Source organism: Streptomyces sp. NPDC001920 (assembly GCF_053594495.1).
In genome coordinates this window covers 181,092-198,929 of record NZ_JBSFEP010000006.1, presented here as the reverse complement: position 1 = coordinate 198,929, position 17,838 = coordinate 181,092, and the positions used below count along the sequence as shown (strand labels likewise).

Sequence of the window (17,838 nt, the reverse complement as noted above, 5' to 3'; positions counted from 1 at the left end):
GCGTATTGACCCGTCCGCAGCAACCCTTCCCCCAGGCGTACGACCCGAACAGGGCCATGGCCGCTCTCTCGGGTCACGATCGCTGACATGTGTTCACAACGCCGCCGCGCCCTGCTCGTTCCGGCACTGCTGTGCGCGCTCCTGGCGTCCCTGGTGCGGCCGGCCTCCGCTGTCGGTGACGGCGAGGGCCCGCCCGGACATCACGGGATGGGCGACGACTCCGCCCTCAGCACACAGGTGGTGCGACTGTACGAGGACGCCGCCCTGGCAACCCGGCGGTATGAGACGGCGCGGCAGGAAGCCGAGGCGCAGCGGGCCAAGGCGCGGCTGGCCGAGGCGTTGCTCCAGCGGGAGCGCCGGGCGATCGGTGTGCTGCGCGAGGATCTGGGCCGGATCGCCCGCGCCCAGTACCGCAGCGGCGGCGGGATGCCGCTCACCGCGCAGATCATCCTCGCGAAGAGCCCCGACGAGATGATGCGCGGTCAGCGTGCCTTCTCGCAGACGAGCCTGGTCGTCGACAACGCCATCGACAAGAGCCGCCGTGCCGAGGCCCGGCTCGCCGCGGACGAGGCCAAGGCCGCGGCCGCCTGGCGGAGTCTGGACAAGCGCAACGCCGAACTCGCCGTGCTGAAGGACGGCATCGAGCAGAAGCTCGAAGCGGCGCGCCGGCAGTTGCAGGGGCGGGCCGACGCCTCCGTGGCCGCCGGTTCCTGCCGGGGTGCCATCCGGCTCGACCAGCCGAAGACGGACTTCACGACCGCATGGGTGGCCCCGGTGGAGTCGTACGCGCTGTCCGCTGCGTTCGGCAGCGGGGGACAGCGGTGGGCCAACCGGCACACCGGGCAGGATTTCGCGGTGCCCATCGGCACGCCGGTGCGGGCGGTCGGGGACGGACGCGTGGTCAAGGTGGCCTGCGGGGGCGCTTTCGGCATGGAGATCGTCGTCCGGCACGCCGACGGTTACTACACGCAGTACGCCCACCTGGCCGCGGTCGCCGTGGACCAGGACGAGCGGGTCGACACCGGTCAGTGGATCGGCCAGTCGGGTACGACCGGCAACTCCACCGGACCGCACCTGCACTTCGAGGCTCGGGTCACCCCGGAGATGGGCTCGGCGGTGGATCCGGTGCCGTGGATGATGGATCGGGGAGTGCAGCTCGGATAACCTGGCCGCCCCCGGGCCCCTGCTACGGCCGCTGGGCCAGCAGCTGTTCGATGACGACCGCCACGCCGTCCTCGTTGTTGGCGACCGTCCGGCCCGAGGCGGCGGTGATGACATCCGGGTGCGCGTTGCCCATCGCGTAGGACTGGCCCGCCCACGTCAGCATCTCCACGTCGTTCGGCATGTCCCCGAAGGCCACGACCTCCTCGTGCGAGATACCGCGCTCGGCGCAGCACAGGGCGAGCGTGCTGGCCTTGGAGACGCCGGGGCCGCTGATCTCCAGCAGGGCGCTCGGGCTGGAGCGGGTCACATTGGCGCGGTCACCGATGGCGAGGCGGGCGAGGGTGAGGAAGGCGTCGGGGTCGAGGGTGGGATGGAACGCGAGGATCTTGAGGACCGGCTCGTCGGCACCGGGGGCGTCCGGCCCCAGGAGGTCCTCGGCGGGCGCCAGCTGATCCGGTATCTCCATGTGCAGCTTGGGATAGTCCGGCTCCTGGTAGAAGCCGTACGTCTGCTCCACCGCGTACATCGTGCCCGGCGCCGCGTCCCGCAGCAGCCCCACGGCGTCCAGCGCGTTCGGCCGTGCCAGTTCCCGCACCTTCACGAAGCGGTGGGCGCCGGGGCCCCCGTGCAGGTCGACCACCGCGGCGCCGTTGCCGCAGATCGCCAGGCCGTGCCCGTGGACGTGGTCGCTGACGACGTCCATCCACCGTGCCGGGCGGCCGGTGACGAAGAAGACCTCGATGCCCGCCTCCTCGGCGGCGGCCAGTGCGGCGACGGTGCGCGGGGAGACCGACTTGTCGTCCCGCAGCAGGGTGCCGTCCAGGTCGGTGGCGATAAGCCGCGGGCGGACAGCGGCGGCCGGGGTCTGTGGCTGTCGAGTCGCTGAGGTCACCGGGTCATTCTCCCGCATATGCCTGCACGGCCGTGCAGGACTCCGCACATCTGAGGCGGGAGGTGAGGAGATACCGCCTCTGGGAACATCACTGACACCATCTGGCACGGCCCTCACCGGCGCCGTGCTGCCCGCGCTCAGCGCAGCTGCGCCGGCGCCTCCATGGCGATCTGCTCGAAGACCTTCTCGTCGGCCGCGAAGTCCGAGTCGGGGATCGGCCAGTGCACCACGATCTCGGTGAATCCCAGCTCCTGGTGGCGCCCCGCGAAGTCGACGAACGCGTCCAGCGACTCCAGCGGACGGCCGCGATCGGGGGTGAACCCGGTGAGCAAAATCTTGTCGAGCCGGTCTGCCTCCCGGCCGATCTCGGCACAGGCGTCGGCCAGCTTCTCGGCCTGCCCGCGAATGGCCTGAACCGACTGCTCCCGAGTGCCGTTCTCGAACAGCTTGGGGTCGCCCGTGGTCACCCACGCCTGGCCGTAGCGTGCCGCGAGCCGCAGCCCGCGTGGGCCGGTCGCGGCGATCGCGAAGGGGAGCCGGGGACGCTGCACACAGCCAGGGATGTTGCGCGCCTCGTGCGCCGAGTAGAAGTCGCCCTCGTACGACACCGAGTCCTCCGTCAGCAGCCGGTCCAGAAGCTGGACGAACTCGGCGAACCGGTCGGCCCGCTCGCGCGGCGTCCAGGGGTCCTGGCCGAGTACGGTCGCGTCGAACCCGGAGCCGCCCGCACCGACGCCGAGCGTGAGGCGGCCGCCGGAGATGTCGTCGAGGGAGATGAGCTCCTTGGCGTAGGGCACCGGGTGCCGGAAGTTCGGAGAGGTCACCAGAGTGCCCAGGCGCAGCTGTTCGGTGACGGCAGCGGCGGCGGTCAAAGTCGGTACGGCTCCGAACCACGGGCCGTCTCGGAACGTGCGCCAGGACAGGTGGTCGTAGGTGTACGCGGCGTGGAAGCCGAGCTGCTCCGCGCGCTGCCATGCCTCGCGACCCCCCTCTGACCAGCGGCGGTAGGGGAGGATCACGGTGCTCAGACGCAGACTCATATGTCGAGCCTAAGCGGCCTAGCGGGTTTCACGTGAAACGGTCACCGCACGCGGCTGCTCAGCCACGGGGTGAGGTGGGGCATCGGCATGAACTCCCGATGTGTGCGGTCGCCGGGCAGCGGCACGATCAGGAAGTAGCCCGGTGGGAAGCGGCGGGCCTTCACGTGGGCCAGGCCGTCGTAGAGCGAGCGGAGGAAGGCGGGCACGTCGTCGCGCAGGATGTCGGGGCACTCGACGTCTTCGACGGTGATGAGCGCGTCGTCGTCCGGGTAGAGCCGCACGCTCACCCGGGGTGAGCCGCCCAGTTCGACGTAAGCCTCATGGGGCAGGGAGCCGTCCTGGTCCGTGGTGACACCGACGCCTGCCGCCGTGCGGCGGGAGGTCTGGTCGGCGCCGATGTCATGGCTCACCTCGATCTCGCGTGCGTACTCGGCGGCGAGGACATGCAGGGCGTTGACGGCGGCCTCGGTGCTCGGTAATTGGTCCATACCACCGATCATGCCGGAAGGAACGTCAGTGCGGGGCAGGAAAGCGCAGGTACTCCGGCGGGACGGCCCTCGTCAGCCACACCCCGTTCGCGCTGACATGGAAGACATGCCCGTCGCGGTGCATGGCGCCGGAGTCCACGGAGAGCACCACCGGGCGCCCGCGCCGCGCGCCGACCCGCGTCGCGGTCTCGCGGTCCGCGGACAGATGCACATCGTGCCTGCTCATGGGCCTGAGACCCGCGCTGCGAATCGCGTCCAGATTGCGGGCCACGGTGCCGTGGTACAGGTAGGGCGGCGGGGTCGCCGGGGGCAGTCCCAGGTCGACCTCGACGCTGTGGCCCTGGCTGGCGCGGATCCGCGTCCCCTCGACGGCGAAGCGCTTCTTGTCGTTGGCGGCCACCACGTGGTCCAGCTCTTCCCGGGTGAACCGGAAGCCGTGCGCGGCCGCGGCGGCGATCAGGGTGTCGATCTCCACCCAGCCGGCCTCGTCCAGTGTCAGCCCGATGCGCTCGGGCTGGTGCCGCAGGTGTTTCGAGAGGTACTTCGACACCTTCACGGTGCGTCTTTCGTCCATGCCACCAGCCTGCCGGGAACGGCGGGAATCACGCGAACGATTTCACTCCCCGATGTTTGGTCCACAACCAAGTGTGGTTATCCACAGGGGAATTGGCGATTCTGTGGACAACGAGCGCTCACCTCAAGGGGTTTCGTCAAGATCAGCTGATGATCGGTGACTTGCGGCGAGCCGGTCCAAGCCTCGTGCTCGGACCTCGCGTTCAGCGGCCAGTGCGACGAACTCGGGCGCCCTCTCGGAGCCAACCAGGCGTTCCACGGCCTGCATTGTGTCTTCCGGAACGAGTACGTTTCTGGTCGCGGTCGCAGTGTCCGGGTTGTCGTCCGCACCCAGCCGTCGCCGCAGATGACGTACCGCCAACCGCCTCATCGCGCGGGCGAGTTCAGCGTCCACCGTCTGCTGTGCGAGCGGCCGCAGCCGGCGCACGAGGGAGGCTGCTTCGGCCGCGTCGGCGTCCGTCGGGCGGTGCGGTCCGTCGAGGTAGCGGGCGAAGACGTGTTCGGTGGTGAACTCCAGGAAACGGGAGGCGATGTGCTCCATCTGACCCCTCAACTCCCTTAGATGCCCGGCGATCGCGGACAGCGGCACGCCGGCGGCATGCAACTCCACGGCGACCGCCAGCTCTTGAGGACTCGGGACGACGTAGAAGTCGTCGTCACCGGGGACCGGTTCCAGGACCCCGAGCTCCACGGCATCGGCCACCGCGGCCTCGTCCGGGGTACCGCCGAAGCACTCGTCCAGCTCGGCGCGTGACATACGTACCGCCTCCTCGTCGGTCCACGGTCCGTCGACCTCGGCGACGAGTCCGAGCACTCCGCCCAGACCCCGGCCGGCGTCCCAGGCCTCCAGAAGCTCCTTGATGGAAGCCAGGGTGTAACCGCGGTCGAGGAGGTCGGCGATCTGGCGTAGGCGGGCCAGGTGGATGTCCGAGTAGAGGTTGGCGCGGCCCCGGCGCTCCGGGCGGGGGAGCAGGCCGCGGTCCTGGTAGGCGCGGATGGTGCGGACGGTGGCACCACTGAGGTGCGCGAGATCCTCGATCCGATAGGTGGGCGAGGCCGGCTCCCCGGCCCGGGGCCGGACGTCACCGGCTTTGTCGGCCATGTCGGTGGCGGGTTCGACGGCCCGGCGGCGGGCGCCACCCCCCTCGCCCACCGCGCCGGTCGCGGGTTCCACGGCCTCACGGCCGGCGCCACCGACCTTGCCGGTCGAGCCGGTCGGCTGGTCGCCGCGCCCGCGCCCGGCCCGCTCCCCCTTCACGTCGCCGCCCTCGGTACCGCTGGCGTCCTGCGGGACCCGGGTGCCGGCCCGCCCGCCGACGGGGGTTCAACGGGCAGGTCCGGACGGCACGGGCAGACGGTCACACGGCGTGGCGCGACGGCGTTCACAGAGGTGGTTCCAGCCGTGCGAGCGCCCGCAGCGCCTTGGGGGCGAACCTCGACAGGAGATACGCCCCGCGCGCCTCCGGCGTCACCGGAACGACGGCCTCACCCCGCACCACCGCCCGCAGGATCGCGTCGGCCACCTTCTCCGGCGGATAGTTCCGCAGCCCGTACAGCCGCGCGGACTTCTTCTGCCGCCGCTTCTCCTCCTCCGCGTCGACACCGGCGAAGCGCGCGGTCGAGGTGATGTTGGTGTTGACGAAGCCCGGGCATATCGCGGTGACCCCGATGGCCTGCCCGGCCAGCTCCGCGCGCAGGCATTCGCTCAGCATCAGCACCGCCGCCTTGGAGGTGCTGTAGGCGGGCAGCGCGCGAGAGGGCTGGAAAGCCGCCGCGGACGCGGTGTTGACGATGTGGCCGCCCTGTCCCCGCTCGGCCATCTGCTTCCCGAACAGCCGACAGCCATGGATGACGCCCCACAGGTTGACGTCGAGGACCTTCTTCCAGTCCTGCGTCGTGGTGTCGAAGAAGGAGCCTCCCAGGCCGATCCCGGCGTTGTTCACCAGGACGTCGACGACGCCGTAGTCGGTGGCGACCTTCGCGGCGAGCTTCTCCATGGCCTGCTCGTCGGAGACGTCGACGGTCTCCGCCCAGGCCTCGGGGGCACCGATCAGACGGGACATCTCGGCGGTGCGGGCCGCGCTCTCCGCATCCCGGTCCACGGCCACCACACGCGCGCCGGCCTCCGCGAACGCGTACGCCGTCGCCCGTCCGATGCCGCTGCCGGCACCGGTGACCAGGACGAGTTGCCCGCCGAAGCGGTCGGCGTACTTCCCGGTCGCCGTCACTCCCTCCGGCCGGCCGCCCTCCACGGACGTCACGAACTCGGTGATCCAGGAGGCCAGTCGGTCGGGGCGGGAGCGCGGGATCCAGTGCTTCGCCGGGAGCGTGCGCCGGGTCAGCTGCGGGACCCAACTCTCCAGGTCGTCGTAGAGCCGCTCGGACAGGAACGCGTCCCCGACGGGCGTGATGAGCTGCACGGGCGCGTGCGCGTACGCGTCACTGCGTGGACGGCGCAGCCTGGCCCGGACGTTGTCCCGGTAGAGCCAGGCCCCGTGGGCCGCGTCCGTCGGCAGCGACGAGGTCGGGTAGTCACCGCCGGGGACCTTCTCCAGCCGCTCCAGGATGCGCGGCCAGCGCTTGCCGAGAGGGCCCCGCCAGGCCAGCTCGGGCAGGACGGGTGTGTGCAGCAGGTACACGTACCACGACTTGGCGCCCTGGCCGAGGAGTTGGCCGATCCGGCCAGGGGTGGGGTGCTTCAGACGCCGGCTGATCCAATGGCCGAAGTGGTCCAGGGACGGCCCGGACATCGACGTGAAGGAGGCGATCCGGCCCTCGGTGCGCTTGAGCGTCGTGAACTCCCAGGCCTGCACCGAGCCCCAGTCGTGTCCCACCAGATGCACGGGCCGGTCCGGACTGACCGCGTCCGCTACCGCCAGGAAGTCGTCCGTCAGTTTCTCCAGCGTGAACCCGCCGCGCAGCGGCTTCGGTGCCGTCGACCGGCCGTGGCCCCGGACGTCGTACAGCACGACATGGAAGCGATCCGCCAGCCGCGGTGCGACCTCGGACCACACCTCCTTGCTGTCCGGATAGCCGTGCACCAGGATCACCGTCGGCTGCCCGACCTCGCCCAGCTCGGCGACGCACAGCTCCACCCCGCCGGTCCGCACCCAGCGCTCGCGCGCGCCCTGAACAGTCACCGGAACCGTCACTTCTCCTCCGCCCAGCGCCGCACATGCGGCAGATCGTCGTCCAGCCAGAAGGCGCTCTCCTCGGGGTCCGCGGAGTCGGTGACCACCAGGATCTCCTCGAACTTCGCACCCGTCCCCCGGAAGCCGAGGTGCGGTTCGACCGCCCACAGGCCGGGCTGCGGCGGGTGGTCGGAGAAGCGGTACGGCGACCACAGCGGCGACCAGCCCTCGCGGTGGCCGTGCAGCGCGTCGGCCGCCAGGCCCTTCAGGGACTGCGTGCCGAACCCGAACAGATGCGGTGACCAGCGGCGTTGCCGGACCCGGTCGACCTTGTGCGCGATCACACCGAAGGGATAGGCCCGGTGCCGGTTGGCATAGCCCTGGCGGACCATGAGGCGGTCCACGTCTTCGTAGATCTCCCGCAGCGGGCGCCGCTCACGCACCTCGCGCAGGATCAGTTCCCGGTGTGCCTCCAGGTCGGCCATCAGCTTGTCCTGGACGGGATTGATGCCGAGCGAGCCGGAGTAGCCGATGTCGGCCGTGTGACCGTCGTACACGGGGGCCATGTCCAGGATGAACGGCATCCCGGGCTCCAGCCGGCGGTCGGTGGGGAAGAACTGCAGCGGGATCCGGAAGTTCACGAACGCCGTGCGGTCGCCGAACCAGGCGAAGGGCAGATGGAACCAGTCCCGTACTCCGCGCTCACGCAGCCATGCGCGCTGCATCCGCGCCGCCTCACGCTCGGTGATGCCCGGCTCCAGCCGCGCCGCGACGGCCTCGGCGCACTCGTACGCCAGCCGCTGGACCCGTCTGAACCCTTGCAGTTCCGCGGAGTCCGCCGACCGCTCCCCTGCCACCGCCGTAGTCATGCCACCGCCCACCTGTCCACATCGACTGCGGTACGTGCCCGTAACTTGACACTGGCGAATGTGACAGTTGTTAGAGGCTGCGTCAATAGCGATGCCCCGGGCTGTGGAAAACCACCGTGATGTGGAAACCAGGAGGCGAGGCACGGGCGGGGCCGGCCTTGTGAGACCTCAGGGTGACCCCTAGGGCTCCGTACGTCTGGAGTCTGATCCCAAGACAGCTCTGCGGGGTGACGACCGGCGTGGCAGGCGTCACTACCTTCGAAGCGTGACTGTGATCGCGACCGAAAGCCTGAGCAAGCGGTTCCCCAGGGTGACCGCGCTTGACCGGCTGACCATGGACATCGGGCCCGGGGTGACCGGACTCGTCGGAGCCAATGGAGCCGGCAAGTCCACCATGATCAAGATCCTGCTGGGTCTGTCCCCCGCCACCGAGGGCCGTGCCGAAGTGCTCGGCCTCGACGTCGCCACCAAGGGCGCCGCCATCAGGGAGCGTGTGGGGTACATGCCCGAGCACGACTGCCTGCCGCCCGACGTCTCGGCCACCGAGTTCGTCGTGCACATGGCCCGCATGTCCGGCCTGCCGCCCACCGCCGCGCGCGAGCGCACCGCGGACACACTGCGCCACGTCGGGCTGTACGAGGAGCGCTACCGCCCCATCGGCGGCTACTCGACCGGCATGAAACAGCGCGTGAAACTGGCGCAGGCCCTGGTCCACGACCCCCAGCTGGTCTTCCTGGACGAGCCGACCAACGGCCTCGACCCGGTCGGCCGCGACGAGATGCTCGGCCTGATCCGCCGCATCCACACCGACTTCGGCATCTCGGTCCTGGTCACCTCGCACCTGCTGGGCGAACTGGAACGCACCTGCGACCACGTCGTCGTCATCGACGGCGGCAAGCTCCTGCGCTCCAGCTCCACCACCGACTTCACCCAGACCACCACGACCCTCGCCATCGAGGTCACCGACACCGACGACCACCCCGACGGCACCCGAGCGGTGCGCGACGCGCTCCACGCGCGCGGGGTGGAGGTCCTCGACGGCAGCGGCGGCCTCCCGGGCGCCGGGCACATCCTGCTGCTCACCGCGCAGGGCGACGAGACCTACGACCTGGTGCGGGACGTGGTCGCCGACCTCGGCCTCGGCCTGGTGCGCATGGAGCAGCGCAGGCACCACATCGCGGAGGTCTTCAAGGACCGCGAGCACAGCACCGACGCACAGCGGAAGGAGGCGGTCGGCCATGGCAACTGAGCAGCCCATGCGGACACCCGTCACGACGTCGGGCGACCAGACCCGCATCCACAACATCGGCTACCGCACCTACGACGGCCCCCGCCTCGGCCGCTCCTACGCCACCCGCTCCCTCTACTCGCAGTCCCTGCGCGGTGCCTACGGCCTGGGTCGCTCGGTCAAGTCCAAGGTGCTGCCGATGCTGCTGTTCGTGGTGATGTGCGTACCCGCGGCCATCATGGTCGCCGTCGCGGTCGCCACCAAGGCCAATGACCTGCCCGTCGACTACACGCGCTACGCGATCGTCATGCAGGCCGTCATCAGCCTCTACGTCGCCTCGCAGGCACCCCAGTCGGTCTCCCGGGACCTGCGCTTCAAGACCGTACCGCTGTACTTCTCACGGCCCATCGAGACCGCCGACTACGTACGCGCCAAGTTCGCGGCACTGGCCTCCGCCCTGTTCCTCCTGACCGGGGCCCCGCTGCTGGTCCTCTACGTGGGCGCACTGCTGGCCAAGCTGGACTTCGCCGACCAGACCAAGGGATTCGCACAGGGACTCGTCTCCGTGGCACTGCTCTCGCTGCTCTTCGCGGGCATCGGCCTGGTCATCGCGTCGGTCACCCCGCGCCGCGGGTTCGGCATCGCGGCCGTGATCGCCGTCCTGACCATCTCCTACGGATCCGTCACCACTCTCCAGGCCATCGCCGAGGTGCAGAACAGCGCGGACGCCATCCCCTGGATCGGGCTCTTCTCACCGGTCACGCTCATCGACGGCGTGCAGTCCGCCTTCCTGGGCGCCACGTCCGCCTTCCCGGGCGGAGTGGGCCCGAGCAACGGCGAAGGCGCGGTCTACGTCCTCGTGACCCTGGGCCTCATCGCCGCCTCCTACGGCCTGCTGATGCGCCGCTACCGAAAGGCCGGACTGTGACCACGCTCTCCATCGACCATGTCTCCCGCTGGTTCGGCAACGTGGTCGCCGTCAACGACATCACCATGACGATCGGCCCCGGCGTCACCGGCCTCCTCGGCCCCAACGGCGCCGGAAAGTCCACCCTCATCAACATGATGGGCGGCTTCCTCGCCCCCTCCACCGGAACCGTCACCCTCGACGGACAGCCGGTCTGGCGCAACGAGACCATCTACAAGCACATCGGCGTCGTACCCGAGCGCGAGGCGATGTACGACTTCCTCACCGGCCGCGAATTCGTCGTCGCCAACGCCGAGTTGCACGGCCTGAACGCCAAGGCGGCGCAGAAGGCGCTGGCCACGGTCGAGATGGAGTACGCGCAGGACCGCAAGATCTCCACGTACTCCAAGGGCATGCGCCAGCGTGTGAAAATGGCCAGCGCCCTCGTCCACGACCCCTCGCTGCTCCTGCTCGACGAGCCCTTCAACGGCATGGACCCACGCCAGCGCATGCAGCTCATGGACCTGCTGCGACGCATGGGCGACGAGGGCCGCACGGTGCTGTTCTCGTCGCACATCCTCGAAGAGGTCGAGCAACTCGCCTGGCACATCGAGGTCGTGGTCGCCGGACGGCATGCGGCGAGCGGTGACTTCCGCAAGATCCGCCGCCTGATGACCGACCGCCCGCACCGCTACCTGGTGCGTTCCAGCGACGACCGCACGCTCGCGGCCGCGCTGATCGCGGATCCGTCGACGTCCGGTATCGAGGTCGACCTCGCCGAGGGCGTGCTGCACATCCAGGCAATCGACTTCGGCCGCTTCACCACCCTGCTTCCCAAGGTGGCGCGCGACCACGGCATCCGCCTGCTCACGGTCTCGCCTTCGGACGAGTCCCTGGAGTCCGTCTTCTCGTATCTGGTCGCGGCGTAGGAGGCCGAAGATGTACGACCCCACAGTCGCCCGCCTCACCTACCGGGCTCTGCTCGGCCGGCGCCGGGCCCTCATCCTCGGTGCCCTGCCCCTGCTGCTGATCGTGATCGCCGTGGCCGTACGCGGCCTCGCCGGGGCGGACGACCAGACGGCGTCCGACCTGCTGGGCGGCCTCGCCCTGGCCACCATGGTGCCGATCATCGGCGTCATCGCCGGTACCGGCGCGATCGGGCCGGAGATCGACGACGGCTCGGTGGTGTACCTGCTGTCCAAGCCGGTGAAGCGGCCGACGATCATCTTCACCAAGCTGATCGTGGCGATCGCCGTGACGATGGTGTTCTCGGCACTGCCCACCTTCATCGCCGGTTTCATCCTCAACGGCAACGGCCAGCAGATCGCTGTCGCCTACACGGTCGCCGCACTGGTCGCGTCCATCGCCTACGCCGCGATCTTCCTGCTGCTCGGCACCGTGTCCCGGCACGCGGTGGTCTTCGGACTCGTCTACGCGCTCGTCTGGGAGGCCCTGTTCGGCTCCCTGGTGTCGGGTGCGCGCACCCTCAGCGTCCAGCAGTGGTCGCTGGCGGTGGCGCAGAAGGTCGCCGGCGGGAACATGGTGACCTCGGACGTCGCGCTGCCCACGGCGACGGTGCTGCTGGCGGTGGTCACCGTGCTCGCCACCTGGTACGCCGGGCAGAAGCTGCGGTCGCTGACGCTCGCCGGAGAGGAGTGAACCGCAGGCGGTGAGAAGCGGCGGGCCCCTCACCGGGCCCGCTCTTGACGGGGGCTTCACCTCGGCCCGAGCACACTGGGCGAAGGGACGCACCGCACGACGGGAGGGCGCCATGGCAGGCGGGACGTCACAGCACGAGGATCGCGAGGGGCCCGGGGACGACGCCTGGGGCGGCCTGGTCCTGGACGACGACTTCATACGCGGGGCCGACACCACGGAGCCGTCCGCCCGCGCTCGCATGCTGGCCGCCCGCTGGCGCCGTGACGCCCCGAGCCGCAGCCGTGGCGCTCCGACGAACCGCCGGCGGGGTGGTTCTTCAGCAGGGGGCGCCGACGCAAGTGGCGCCGCCGGTAAGGCCGTACCGGAGTGGGCGCCCGGGCTGTGCCGGGCTGTACGCGCGCGTCCCGCGAAGCACCGGTCGTCCCTTTTATTGGGTGGCGTCCAACTCGGCGGACAGGCACAGTGGTTGTGTCCACATCGCCGGACGCAGAGTTCGGCGCCACGTTCTGGGAGAGGAGTGCGGCGATGTCCATGCACGGCAGTACGCCGAGCTCCCGACAGGGCAGCCGGCGGCGGGCTCCGGAGTAATCGCTACCCCTCCGTCGAGTTCGCATCGCCCGGGGAGCTGCCCGGGGCGGCCGCTTCGAGCACGCGATGTCGCTCTCGCGTGGGCCGCCCACCCGGAGGATTGGCCGAGTGGTAAGGCACCGGTTTGCTAAACCGTGGTCGGGTCTGAAAAGCCCGCGCACGTTCGATTCGTGCATCCTCCGCAAGACGTTGCCACAAGGACCGGCCCGGGTGCGGGGCCGCGTCGACGCCTCCGGCACCGACGCCACCTCACCACAGCCCGGTGCGGCGGCCATCCGTCACGGACGACCCCGCCTGCCCGCCGACGTCAGCCGAGCAACCGCTCCAGGACGACCGCGATGCCGTCCTCCTCGTTGGACGACGTCACCTCGTCCGCCACCGCCCTGAGTTCCTCATGGGCGTTGGCCATGGCCACCCCGTGGGACGCCCAGGCGAACATCGGGATGTCGTTGGGCATGTCGCCGAAGGCGATGGTGTCGGCTGCCTTCATGCCCAGGCGGCGGGCCGCCAGGGACAGACCCGTCGCCTTCGACAGACCCAGGGGGAGCAGTTCGACGATGCCCTCACCGGCCATCGCCACCGTCACGAAGCCACCCGCCGCCTGCCGTGCGACCCGCGCCAACTCGTCGTCCGACAGCTTCGGATGCTGGATGTAGATCTTGTTCAGCGGGGCCGTCCACAGGTCCGACGCGTCCGTGAACGGAGTCGACGGCAGGGCGCCCGTGACCGCGTAACCGGGGCCCACCAGGACCTCGCCCTCCAGGCCGTCGCGGCTCGCCGCCAGGAAGAGCGGCCCGACCTCCGCCTCGATCTTGGCCAGCGCCACTCCCGCCAGCTGGCGGTCCAGGGTCACCGAGGTCAGCAGACGGTGCGCCCCGGCGTCGTACACCTGTGCGCCCTGCCCGCAGACGGCGAGGCCCTGGTAGCCGAGGTCGTCGAGGATGGGCCGGGTCCAGGGGGCCGCCCGGCCCGTCACGACGATGTGCGCGGCGCCCGCCGCGGTGACCGCGGCGAGGGCGTCACGCGTGCGCGGCGAGATCGACCCGTCGGAACGCAGGAGCGTCCCGTCGAGGTCGGTCGCGATCAGCCTGTACGGGAAACCGGCGCTCACTTGGCGACCGGCTCCAGGACCTCCCGGCCGCCCAGGTACGGGCGCAGCACCTCGGGGACCCGGACGGAGCCGTCGGCCTGCTGGTGGTTCTCCAGGATCGCCACGATCGTGCGCGGGACGGCGCACAGCGTGCCGTTGAGCGTGGCCAGCGGCTTGACCTGCTTGCCGTCACGGAAGCGGATCGACAGGCGGCGGGACTGGAACTCGGTGCAGTCCGAGGTGGAGGTGAGCTCGCGGTACTTGCCCTGCGTCGGGATCCACGCCTCGCAGTCGAACTTGCGGGCCGCCGAGGAGCCGAGGTCGGCCGAGGCGACGTCGATGACCCGGAACGGCAGCTCCAGCGAGGTCAGCCACTGCTTCTCCCACTCCAGCAGGCGCTGGTGCTCGGCCTGCGAGTCCTCGGGAGCGACGTAGGAGAACATCTCGACCTTGTCGAACTGGTGCACGCGGAAGATGCCCCGCGTGTCCTTGCCGTGCGAGCCGGCCTCGCGGCGGAAGCAGGGCGAGAAGCCCGCGTAACGCAGCGGCAGCTTCTCGGCGTCGAGGATCTCGTCCATGTGGTACGCCGCCAGCGCGACCTCGGACGTGCCGACCAGGTAGAGGTCGTCCTTGTCGAGGTGGTAGACGTCCTGCGCGGCCTGACCGAGGAAGCCGGTGCCCGCCATCGACTGGGGGCGGACCAGCGCCGGGGTCAGCATCGGCGTGAAGCCGGCCGCCGTCGCCTGTGCCATCGCGGCGTTCACCAGGGCCAGCTCCAGCAGGGCGCCGACGCCGGTGAGGAAGTAGAAGCGGGAGCCGGAGACCTTCGCGCCGCGCTCGACGTCGATCGCGCCGAGGAGCGTGCCGAGCTCCAGGTGGTCCTTCGGCTCGAAGCCCTCGGCGGCGAAATCGCGGATCTCACCGTGCGTCTCCAGCGTGACGAAGTCCTCCTCGCCGCCGACCGGGACGTCGGGGTGCACGAGGTTGCCGAGCTGGAGCAGCAGCTCCTGGGTCTCGGCGTCGGCCGCGTCGCGCTCGGCGTCGGCCGCCTTGACGTCGGCGGCGAGCTGGCTCGCCTTCTTCAGCAGCTCGGCCTTCTCGTCTGCGGCGGCCTTGGGGATGAGCTTGCCGAGCTGCTTCTGCTCGGCGCGCAGCTCGTCGAAGCGGACGCCGGAAGACCTGCGCCGCTCGTCGGCAGACAGGAGGGCGTCGACGAGCGCGACGTCCTCTCCACGGGCGCGCTGCGAGGCGCGCACTCGGTCGGGGTCCTCACGGAGCAGGCGAAGGTCAATCACGCGCTCAAGGCTACCGGGGCGGGGTGACAGCCCACGACTCGCTATTTCGAAGAGCGCCTTACGTACCGTTATGGAGGAATTGCACCTCGTGTCAATATCAGGCGTCTCACTCCCTGGAACGGGGCAGGCGCGAGGCGTCCGGTTGACTGGATTCCCTTGTGGAGAACGGGACTTGGGACTCCGTTGTCCACAGGAATCCCCAGCCTCCGAAAAGTTATCCACAGGCTGTGTGGATGGACTGTGGATGCCGGAATTGATCACTCCGCAACAGGTCCGGCAAGTCGAGGATTCCCAGGACAAACCCTTCCCGCAGCCACGTTCGAGTGGAAAGCGGTCGCTCCAAAGGATTGCGCAAAGGAAAAGAGTGGACGAAGGGTGACTTGCCTGATGGTGGACACCGAAGGGACGTAGAGGGAGATTTGTCGACAGCCTCGTGCTCGCTTGTCGACTTGTCCCCAGGTCGAGAAGAGGACCTGTGGATAACCCCTGTGGATAACGACAACCAGCTGGTAGCACTGGCGGAAATCCAGTGCCCGGAGCAGCGGCCGACGCCCCTCAGAACCGTCCGTCCTGGCACCGCGCCACCCAGTCCGCCGCCGACACGAACTCCTCGTCCGACGTCCCGGGACGCGGCGGCTGGACATCCCCCGGCTTCATGTCGGCGCGCGGATACGAGCCCAGGAACCGCACCTCCAGACAGATCCGCTTCAGCCCGGTCAACGCCTCGGCCACCCTCCGGTCGGAGATGTGCCCCTCGGCGTCGATGCAGAAGCAGTAGTTGCCGATGCCCGCACCGGTCGGCCGGGACTGCAGCAGCATCAGGTTTATGCCGCGTGTGGCGAACTCGCCGAGAAGGTCGCGCAGGCCGCCGGGGTGGTCGTCGCGCTGCCAGAGCACGACGGAGGTCTTGTCCGCGCCGGTCGGTGCCGCGGGCCGCGCGGGCCGGCCCACCAGCACGAACCGGGTCTGGGCGTTCTCGGCGTCGTGGATCCCGGTCTCCAGGGCCTCAAGGCCGTACCGGGCGGCGGCGAACTCCCCGGCGAAGGCGGCGTCGTACTGGCCCTCCTGCACCAGGCGCGCGGCGTCCGCGTTCGAGGCGGCCGACTCCCAGTGGGCGTCCGGGAGGTTCTTCTTCAGCCAGTTGCGCACCTGCGGCTGGGCGGCCGGGTGCGCGGAGACGGTCTTGATGTCCGACAGCTTCGTGCCGGGCCTGACCAGCAACGCGAAGGTGATCGAGAGCAGCACCTCGCGGTAGATCATCAGCGGGGCGCCCGCGACCAGCTCGTCGAGTGTGGTGGTGATACCGCCCTCGACGGAGTTCTCGATCGGCACGAACGCGGCCTCGGCCTCGCCGACGCGCACCGCGTCGAGCGCGGACTGCACGGACACGTAGGGGATCAGCTCCCGGGTCGCGGCCTCGGGAAGCGTGCGCAGGGCGACTTCGGTGAAGGTGCCCTCGGGGCCCAGGTAGGCGTAGCTCGCTGGCATGACCTCACCCTAATGGGCCTTGCGTGACACGGCGTACCGATCTCACCCGGCCGCCGCAAGGGGTGAACCTGCGCCGATGTCACCCCTCCAGCAGCCGCTGTCCCACGTACTCGCCCTCCGCCGCGCCTCCCGGCACCGCGAACAGGCCGCTCGCCTCGTGCCGGATGAACTTCGACAGGGCGTCACCGCGGTCGAGCTTGCGCTGGACGGTGACGAAGCCACGCAGCGGGTCGGCCTGCCAGCAGATGAACAGCAGCCCCGCGTCGGGCACGCCGTCCGTGCCGATGCCGTCGTGGTACGAGAACGGGCGTCGCAGCATCGCCGCCCCGCCGTTCTGGTCGGGCCTGGTGATACGGGCGTGCGCGTTGATCGGCACGACCAGATTCCCGGCCTTGTCGGTCTTCTCCAGGTCCATCTCGGTCGTCTCGGTGCCCCCGGACAGCGGCGCCCCGTCGGACTTGCGGCGCCCGATGACGTCCTCCTGCTCCTTGACGGAGAGCTGTTCCCAGTCGTCGAGGAGCATGCGGATACGGCGTACGACGGCGTAGGAGCCGTTCGCCATCCAGGCCGGGTCGTTCGAACCGGACTCCGGCACGAAGATGCGCTCGTCGAAGTCGGCGTCCGTCGGCTTGGGATTGCGGGTGCCGTCCATCTGGCCCATGAGGTTGCGGGCCGTCATGGGGTGCGCGGTGGCACCCGGCGACCTGTTGAAGCCGTTCATCTGCCACCGCACCTTGGCGGCTCGGCCCGCGTCCTTCTGGACGGCGCGCAGGGCGTGGAAGGCCACCAGGGCGTCGTTCGCGCCGATCTGCACCCACAGGTCGCCGTTGCTGCGCGTCCTGTCGAGCTGGTCGGAGGAGAAGTCGGGCAGCGGGTCCAGGGAGACCGGGCGCTGCTTGTCCAGGCCGGTCCGCCCGAAGAAGCTGTGCCCGAACCCGAAGGTGATCGTCAGCGACGACGGGCCCGCGTCCCGGGCGACATCCGTGTCGTCCTGCTTGGCCGCCTCGCCCGCCATCAGCCGCTGGGCCGTCTCCGACCAGCGGCGCAGCAGCGCGGCCGCCTCCTTGCGGCCGGCGCCCGCCGCCAGGTCGAAGGCGACGAGGTGGCCGCGCGACTGGAGGCCCTGGAGGATGCCGGGCTGATGTTTCCCGTGAAACATCACCTGACCGGCACCCACCGAGGCGAGTGGTGTCGCCTCGGCCGGCCGTGCCGCGTACCCCACCGCTCCACCGGCCGCGCCGAGCACCAGCCCGGTGGCACCGGCGGTTCCGAGCAGCCGCCGCCGCGAAAGGCCCTCCTTGCCGGCGGCGCCCGTGTCGGCGGAGGCGCCTTCGTGGACGCCGCCGTCGAGTGCCGCCCCGGGGGTTTGCTCGGTTCCGGCGGTCCGCGAGGCGCGGGCCTTCGGAATGGACTGGTCAGCCATGGT

16 protein-coding genes, 1 tRNA gene and 1 pseudogene are annotated in these 17,838 nt (G+C 70.2%); 7 read left to right on the top strand and 11 right to left on the bottom strand.

Annotated elements, in window-relative coordinates; all coding sequences use genetic code 11:
• Positions 1–87: 87 nt before the first annotated feature.
• Positions 88–1,164, top strand: coding sequence for a M23 family metallopeptidase (locus ACWCPI_RS12430; RefSeq protein WP_451038075.1), 1,077 nt, complete (start codon positions 88–90; stop codon positions 1,162–1,164).
• A 22-nt stretch (positions 1,165–1,186) separates the two neighbouring features.
• On the opposite strand, the gene ACWCPI_RS12425 is transcribed toward ACWCPI_RS12430, so the two are convergent.
• The 7 genes from ACWCPI_RS12425 to ACWCPI_RS12395 form a co-directional block, all read right to left on the bottom strand.
• A complete protein-coding gene (locus tag ACWCPI_RS12425; protein ID WP_451038074.1) occupies positions 1,187–2,074 on the bottom strand; it encodes an HAD hydrolase family protein in 888 nt (295 codons plus the stop codon).
• A 119-nt stretch (positions 2,075–2,193) separates the two neighbouring features.
• Positions 2,194–3,096, bottom strand: a complete 903-nt coding sequence (locus tag ACWCPI_RS12420; protein ID WP_451038073.1) for an LLM class flavin-dependent oxidoreductase — start codon at positions 3,094–3,096, stop codon at positions 2,194–2,196.
• A gap of 41 nt (positions 3,097–3,137) precedes the next feature.
• Entirely contained in the window at positions 3,138–3,584 is a 447-nt protein-coding gene (locus ACWCPI_RS12415; protein WP_451038072.1) for a hypothetical protein, read from the bottom strand.
• 25 nt (positions 3,585–3,609) lie between these two features.
• Complete coding sequence (locus ACWCPI_RS12410) at positions 3,610–4,158, bottom strand: RNA 2'-phosphotransferase (protein ID WP_451038071.1); 549 nt, start codon at positions 4,156–4,158, stop codon at positions 3,610–3,612.
• 123 nt (positions 4,159–4,281) lie between these two features.
• Complete coding sequence (locus tag ACWCPI_RS12405) at positions 4,282–5,259, bottom strand: MerR family transcriptional regulator (protein ID WP_451038220.1); 978 nt, start codon at positions 5,257–5,259, stop codon at positions 4,282–4,284.
• 280 nt (positions 5,260–5,539) lie between these two features.
• Positions 5,540–7,297, bottom strand: a complete 1,758-nt coding sequence (locus ACWCPI_RS12400) for an SDR family oxidoreductase (RefSeq protein WP_451038070.1) — start codon at positions 7,295–7,297, stop codon at positions 5,540–5,542.
• Positions 7,298–7,305: 8 nt separating this feature from the next.
• Entirely contained in the window at positions 7,306–8,157 is an 852-nt protein-coding gene (locus ACWCPI_RS12395; RefSeq protein WP_451038069.1) for a M24 family metallopeptidase, read from the bottom strand.
• Between the two features lie 271 nt (positions 8,158–8,428).
• Between ACWCPI_RS12395 and ACWCPI_RS12390 the strand changes: the two genes are divergently transcribed.
• The 6 genes and pseudogenes from ACWCPI_RS12390 (at position 8,429) to ACWCPI_RS12365 (ending at position 12,721) form a co-directional block, all read left to right on the top strand.
• Positions 8,429–9,406: an ABC transporter ATP-binding protein gene (locus ACWCPI_RS12390; RefSeq protein ID WP_451038219.1), complete on the top strand. Its 978-nt coding sequence runs from the start codon at positions 8,429–8,431 to the stop codon at positions 9,404–9,406.
• A complete protein-coding gene (locus ACWCPI_RS12385) occupies positions 9,396–10,313 on the top strand; it encodes an ABC transporter permease (protein WP_451038068.1) in 918 nt (305 codons plus the stop codon). The genes ACWCPI_RS12390 and ACWCPI_RS12385 overlap by 11 nt, the downstream gene beginning before the upstream one ends.
• Complete coding sequence (locus tag ACWCPI_RS12380) at positions 10,310–11,221, top strand: ABC transporter ATP-binding protein (RefSeq protein WP_451038067.1); 912 nt, start codon at positions 10,310–10,312, stop codon at positions 11,219–11,221. The genes ACWCPI_RS12385 and ACWCPI_RS12380 overlap by 4 nt, the downstream gene beginning before the upstream one ends.
• Before the next feature lie 10 nt (positions 11,222–11,231).
• Positions 11,232–11,951 carry an ABC transporter permease subunit gene (locus ACWCPI_RS12375; RefSeq protein WP_451038066.1) on the top strand — a complete coding sequence of 240 codons (720 nt, stop codon included), beginning with the start codon at positions 11,232–11,234 and terminating at the stop codon, positions 11,949–11,951.
• Between the two features lie 112 nt (positions 11,952–12,063).
• Positions 12,064–12,305: pseudogene (locus ACWCPI_RS12370) on the top strand (SGM_3592 family protein).
• 328 nt (positions 12,306–12,633) lie between these two features.
• A tRNA-Ser gene (locus ACWCPI_RS12365) sits at positions 12,634–12,721 on the top strand.
• 125 nt (positions 12,722–12,846) lie between these two features.
• On the opposite strand, the gene ACWCPI_RS12360 is transcribed toward ACWCPI_RS12365, so the two are convergent.
• The 4 genes from ACWCPI_RS12360 to efeB form a co-directional block, all read right to left on the bottom strand.
• Complete coding sequence (locus ACWCPI_RS12360; protein ID WP_451038065.1) at positions 12,847–13,650, bottom strand: HAD family hydrolase; 804 nt, start codon at positions 13,648–13,650, stop codon at positions 12,847–12,849.
• Positions 13,647–14,924, bottom strand: coding sequence for a serine--tRNA ligase (gene serS, locus ACWCPI_RS12355; protein ID WP_451038064.1), 1,278 nt, complete (start codon positions 14,922–14,924; stop codon positions 13,647–13,649). The genes ACWCPI_RS12360 and serS overlap by 4 nt, the downstream gene beginning before the upstream one ends.
• Positions 14,925–15,479: 555 nt before the next feature.
• Positions 15,480–16,412, bottom strand: a complete 933-nt coding sequence (gene pheA / locus ACWCPI_RS12350) for a prephenate dehydratase (protein WP_451038063.1) — start codon at positions 16,410–16,412, stop codon at positions 15,480–15,482.
• Positions 16,413–16,491: 79 nt separating this feature from the next.
• Positions 16,492–17,835, bottom strand: a complete 1,344-nt coding sequence (efeB, locus tag ACWCPI_RS12345) for an iron uptake transporter deferrochelatase/peroxidase subunit (protein WP_451038062.1) — start codon at positions 17,833–17,835, stop codon at positions 16,492–16,494.
• Between the last annotated feature and the right edge of the window lie 3 nt (positions 17,836–17,838).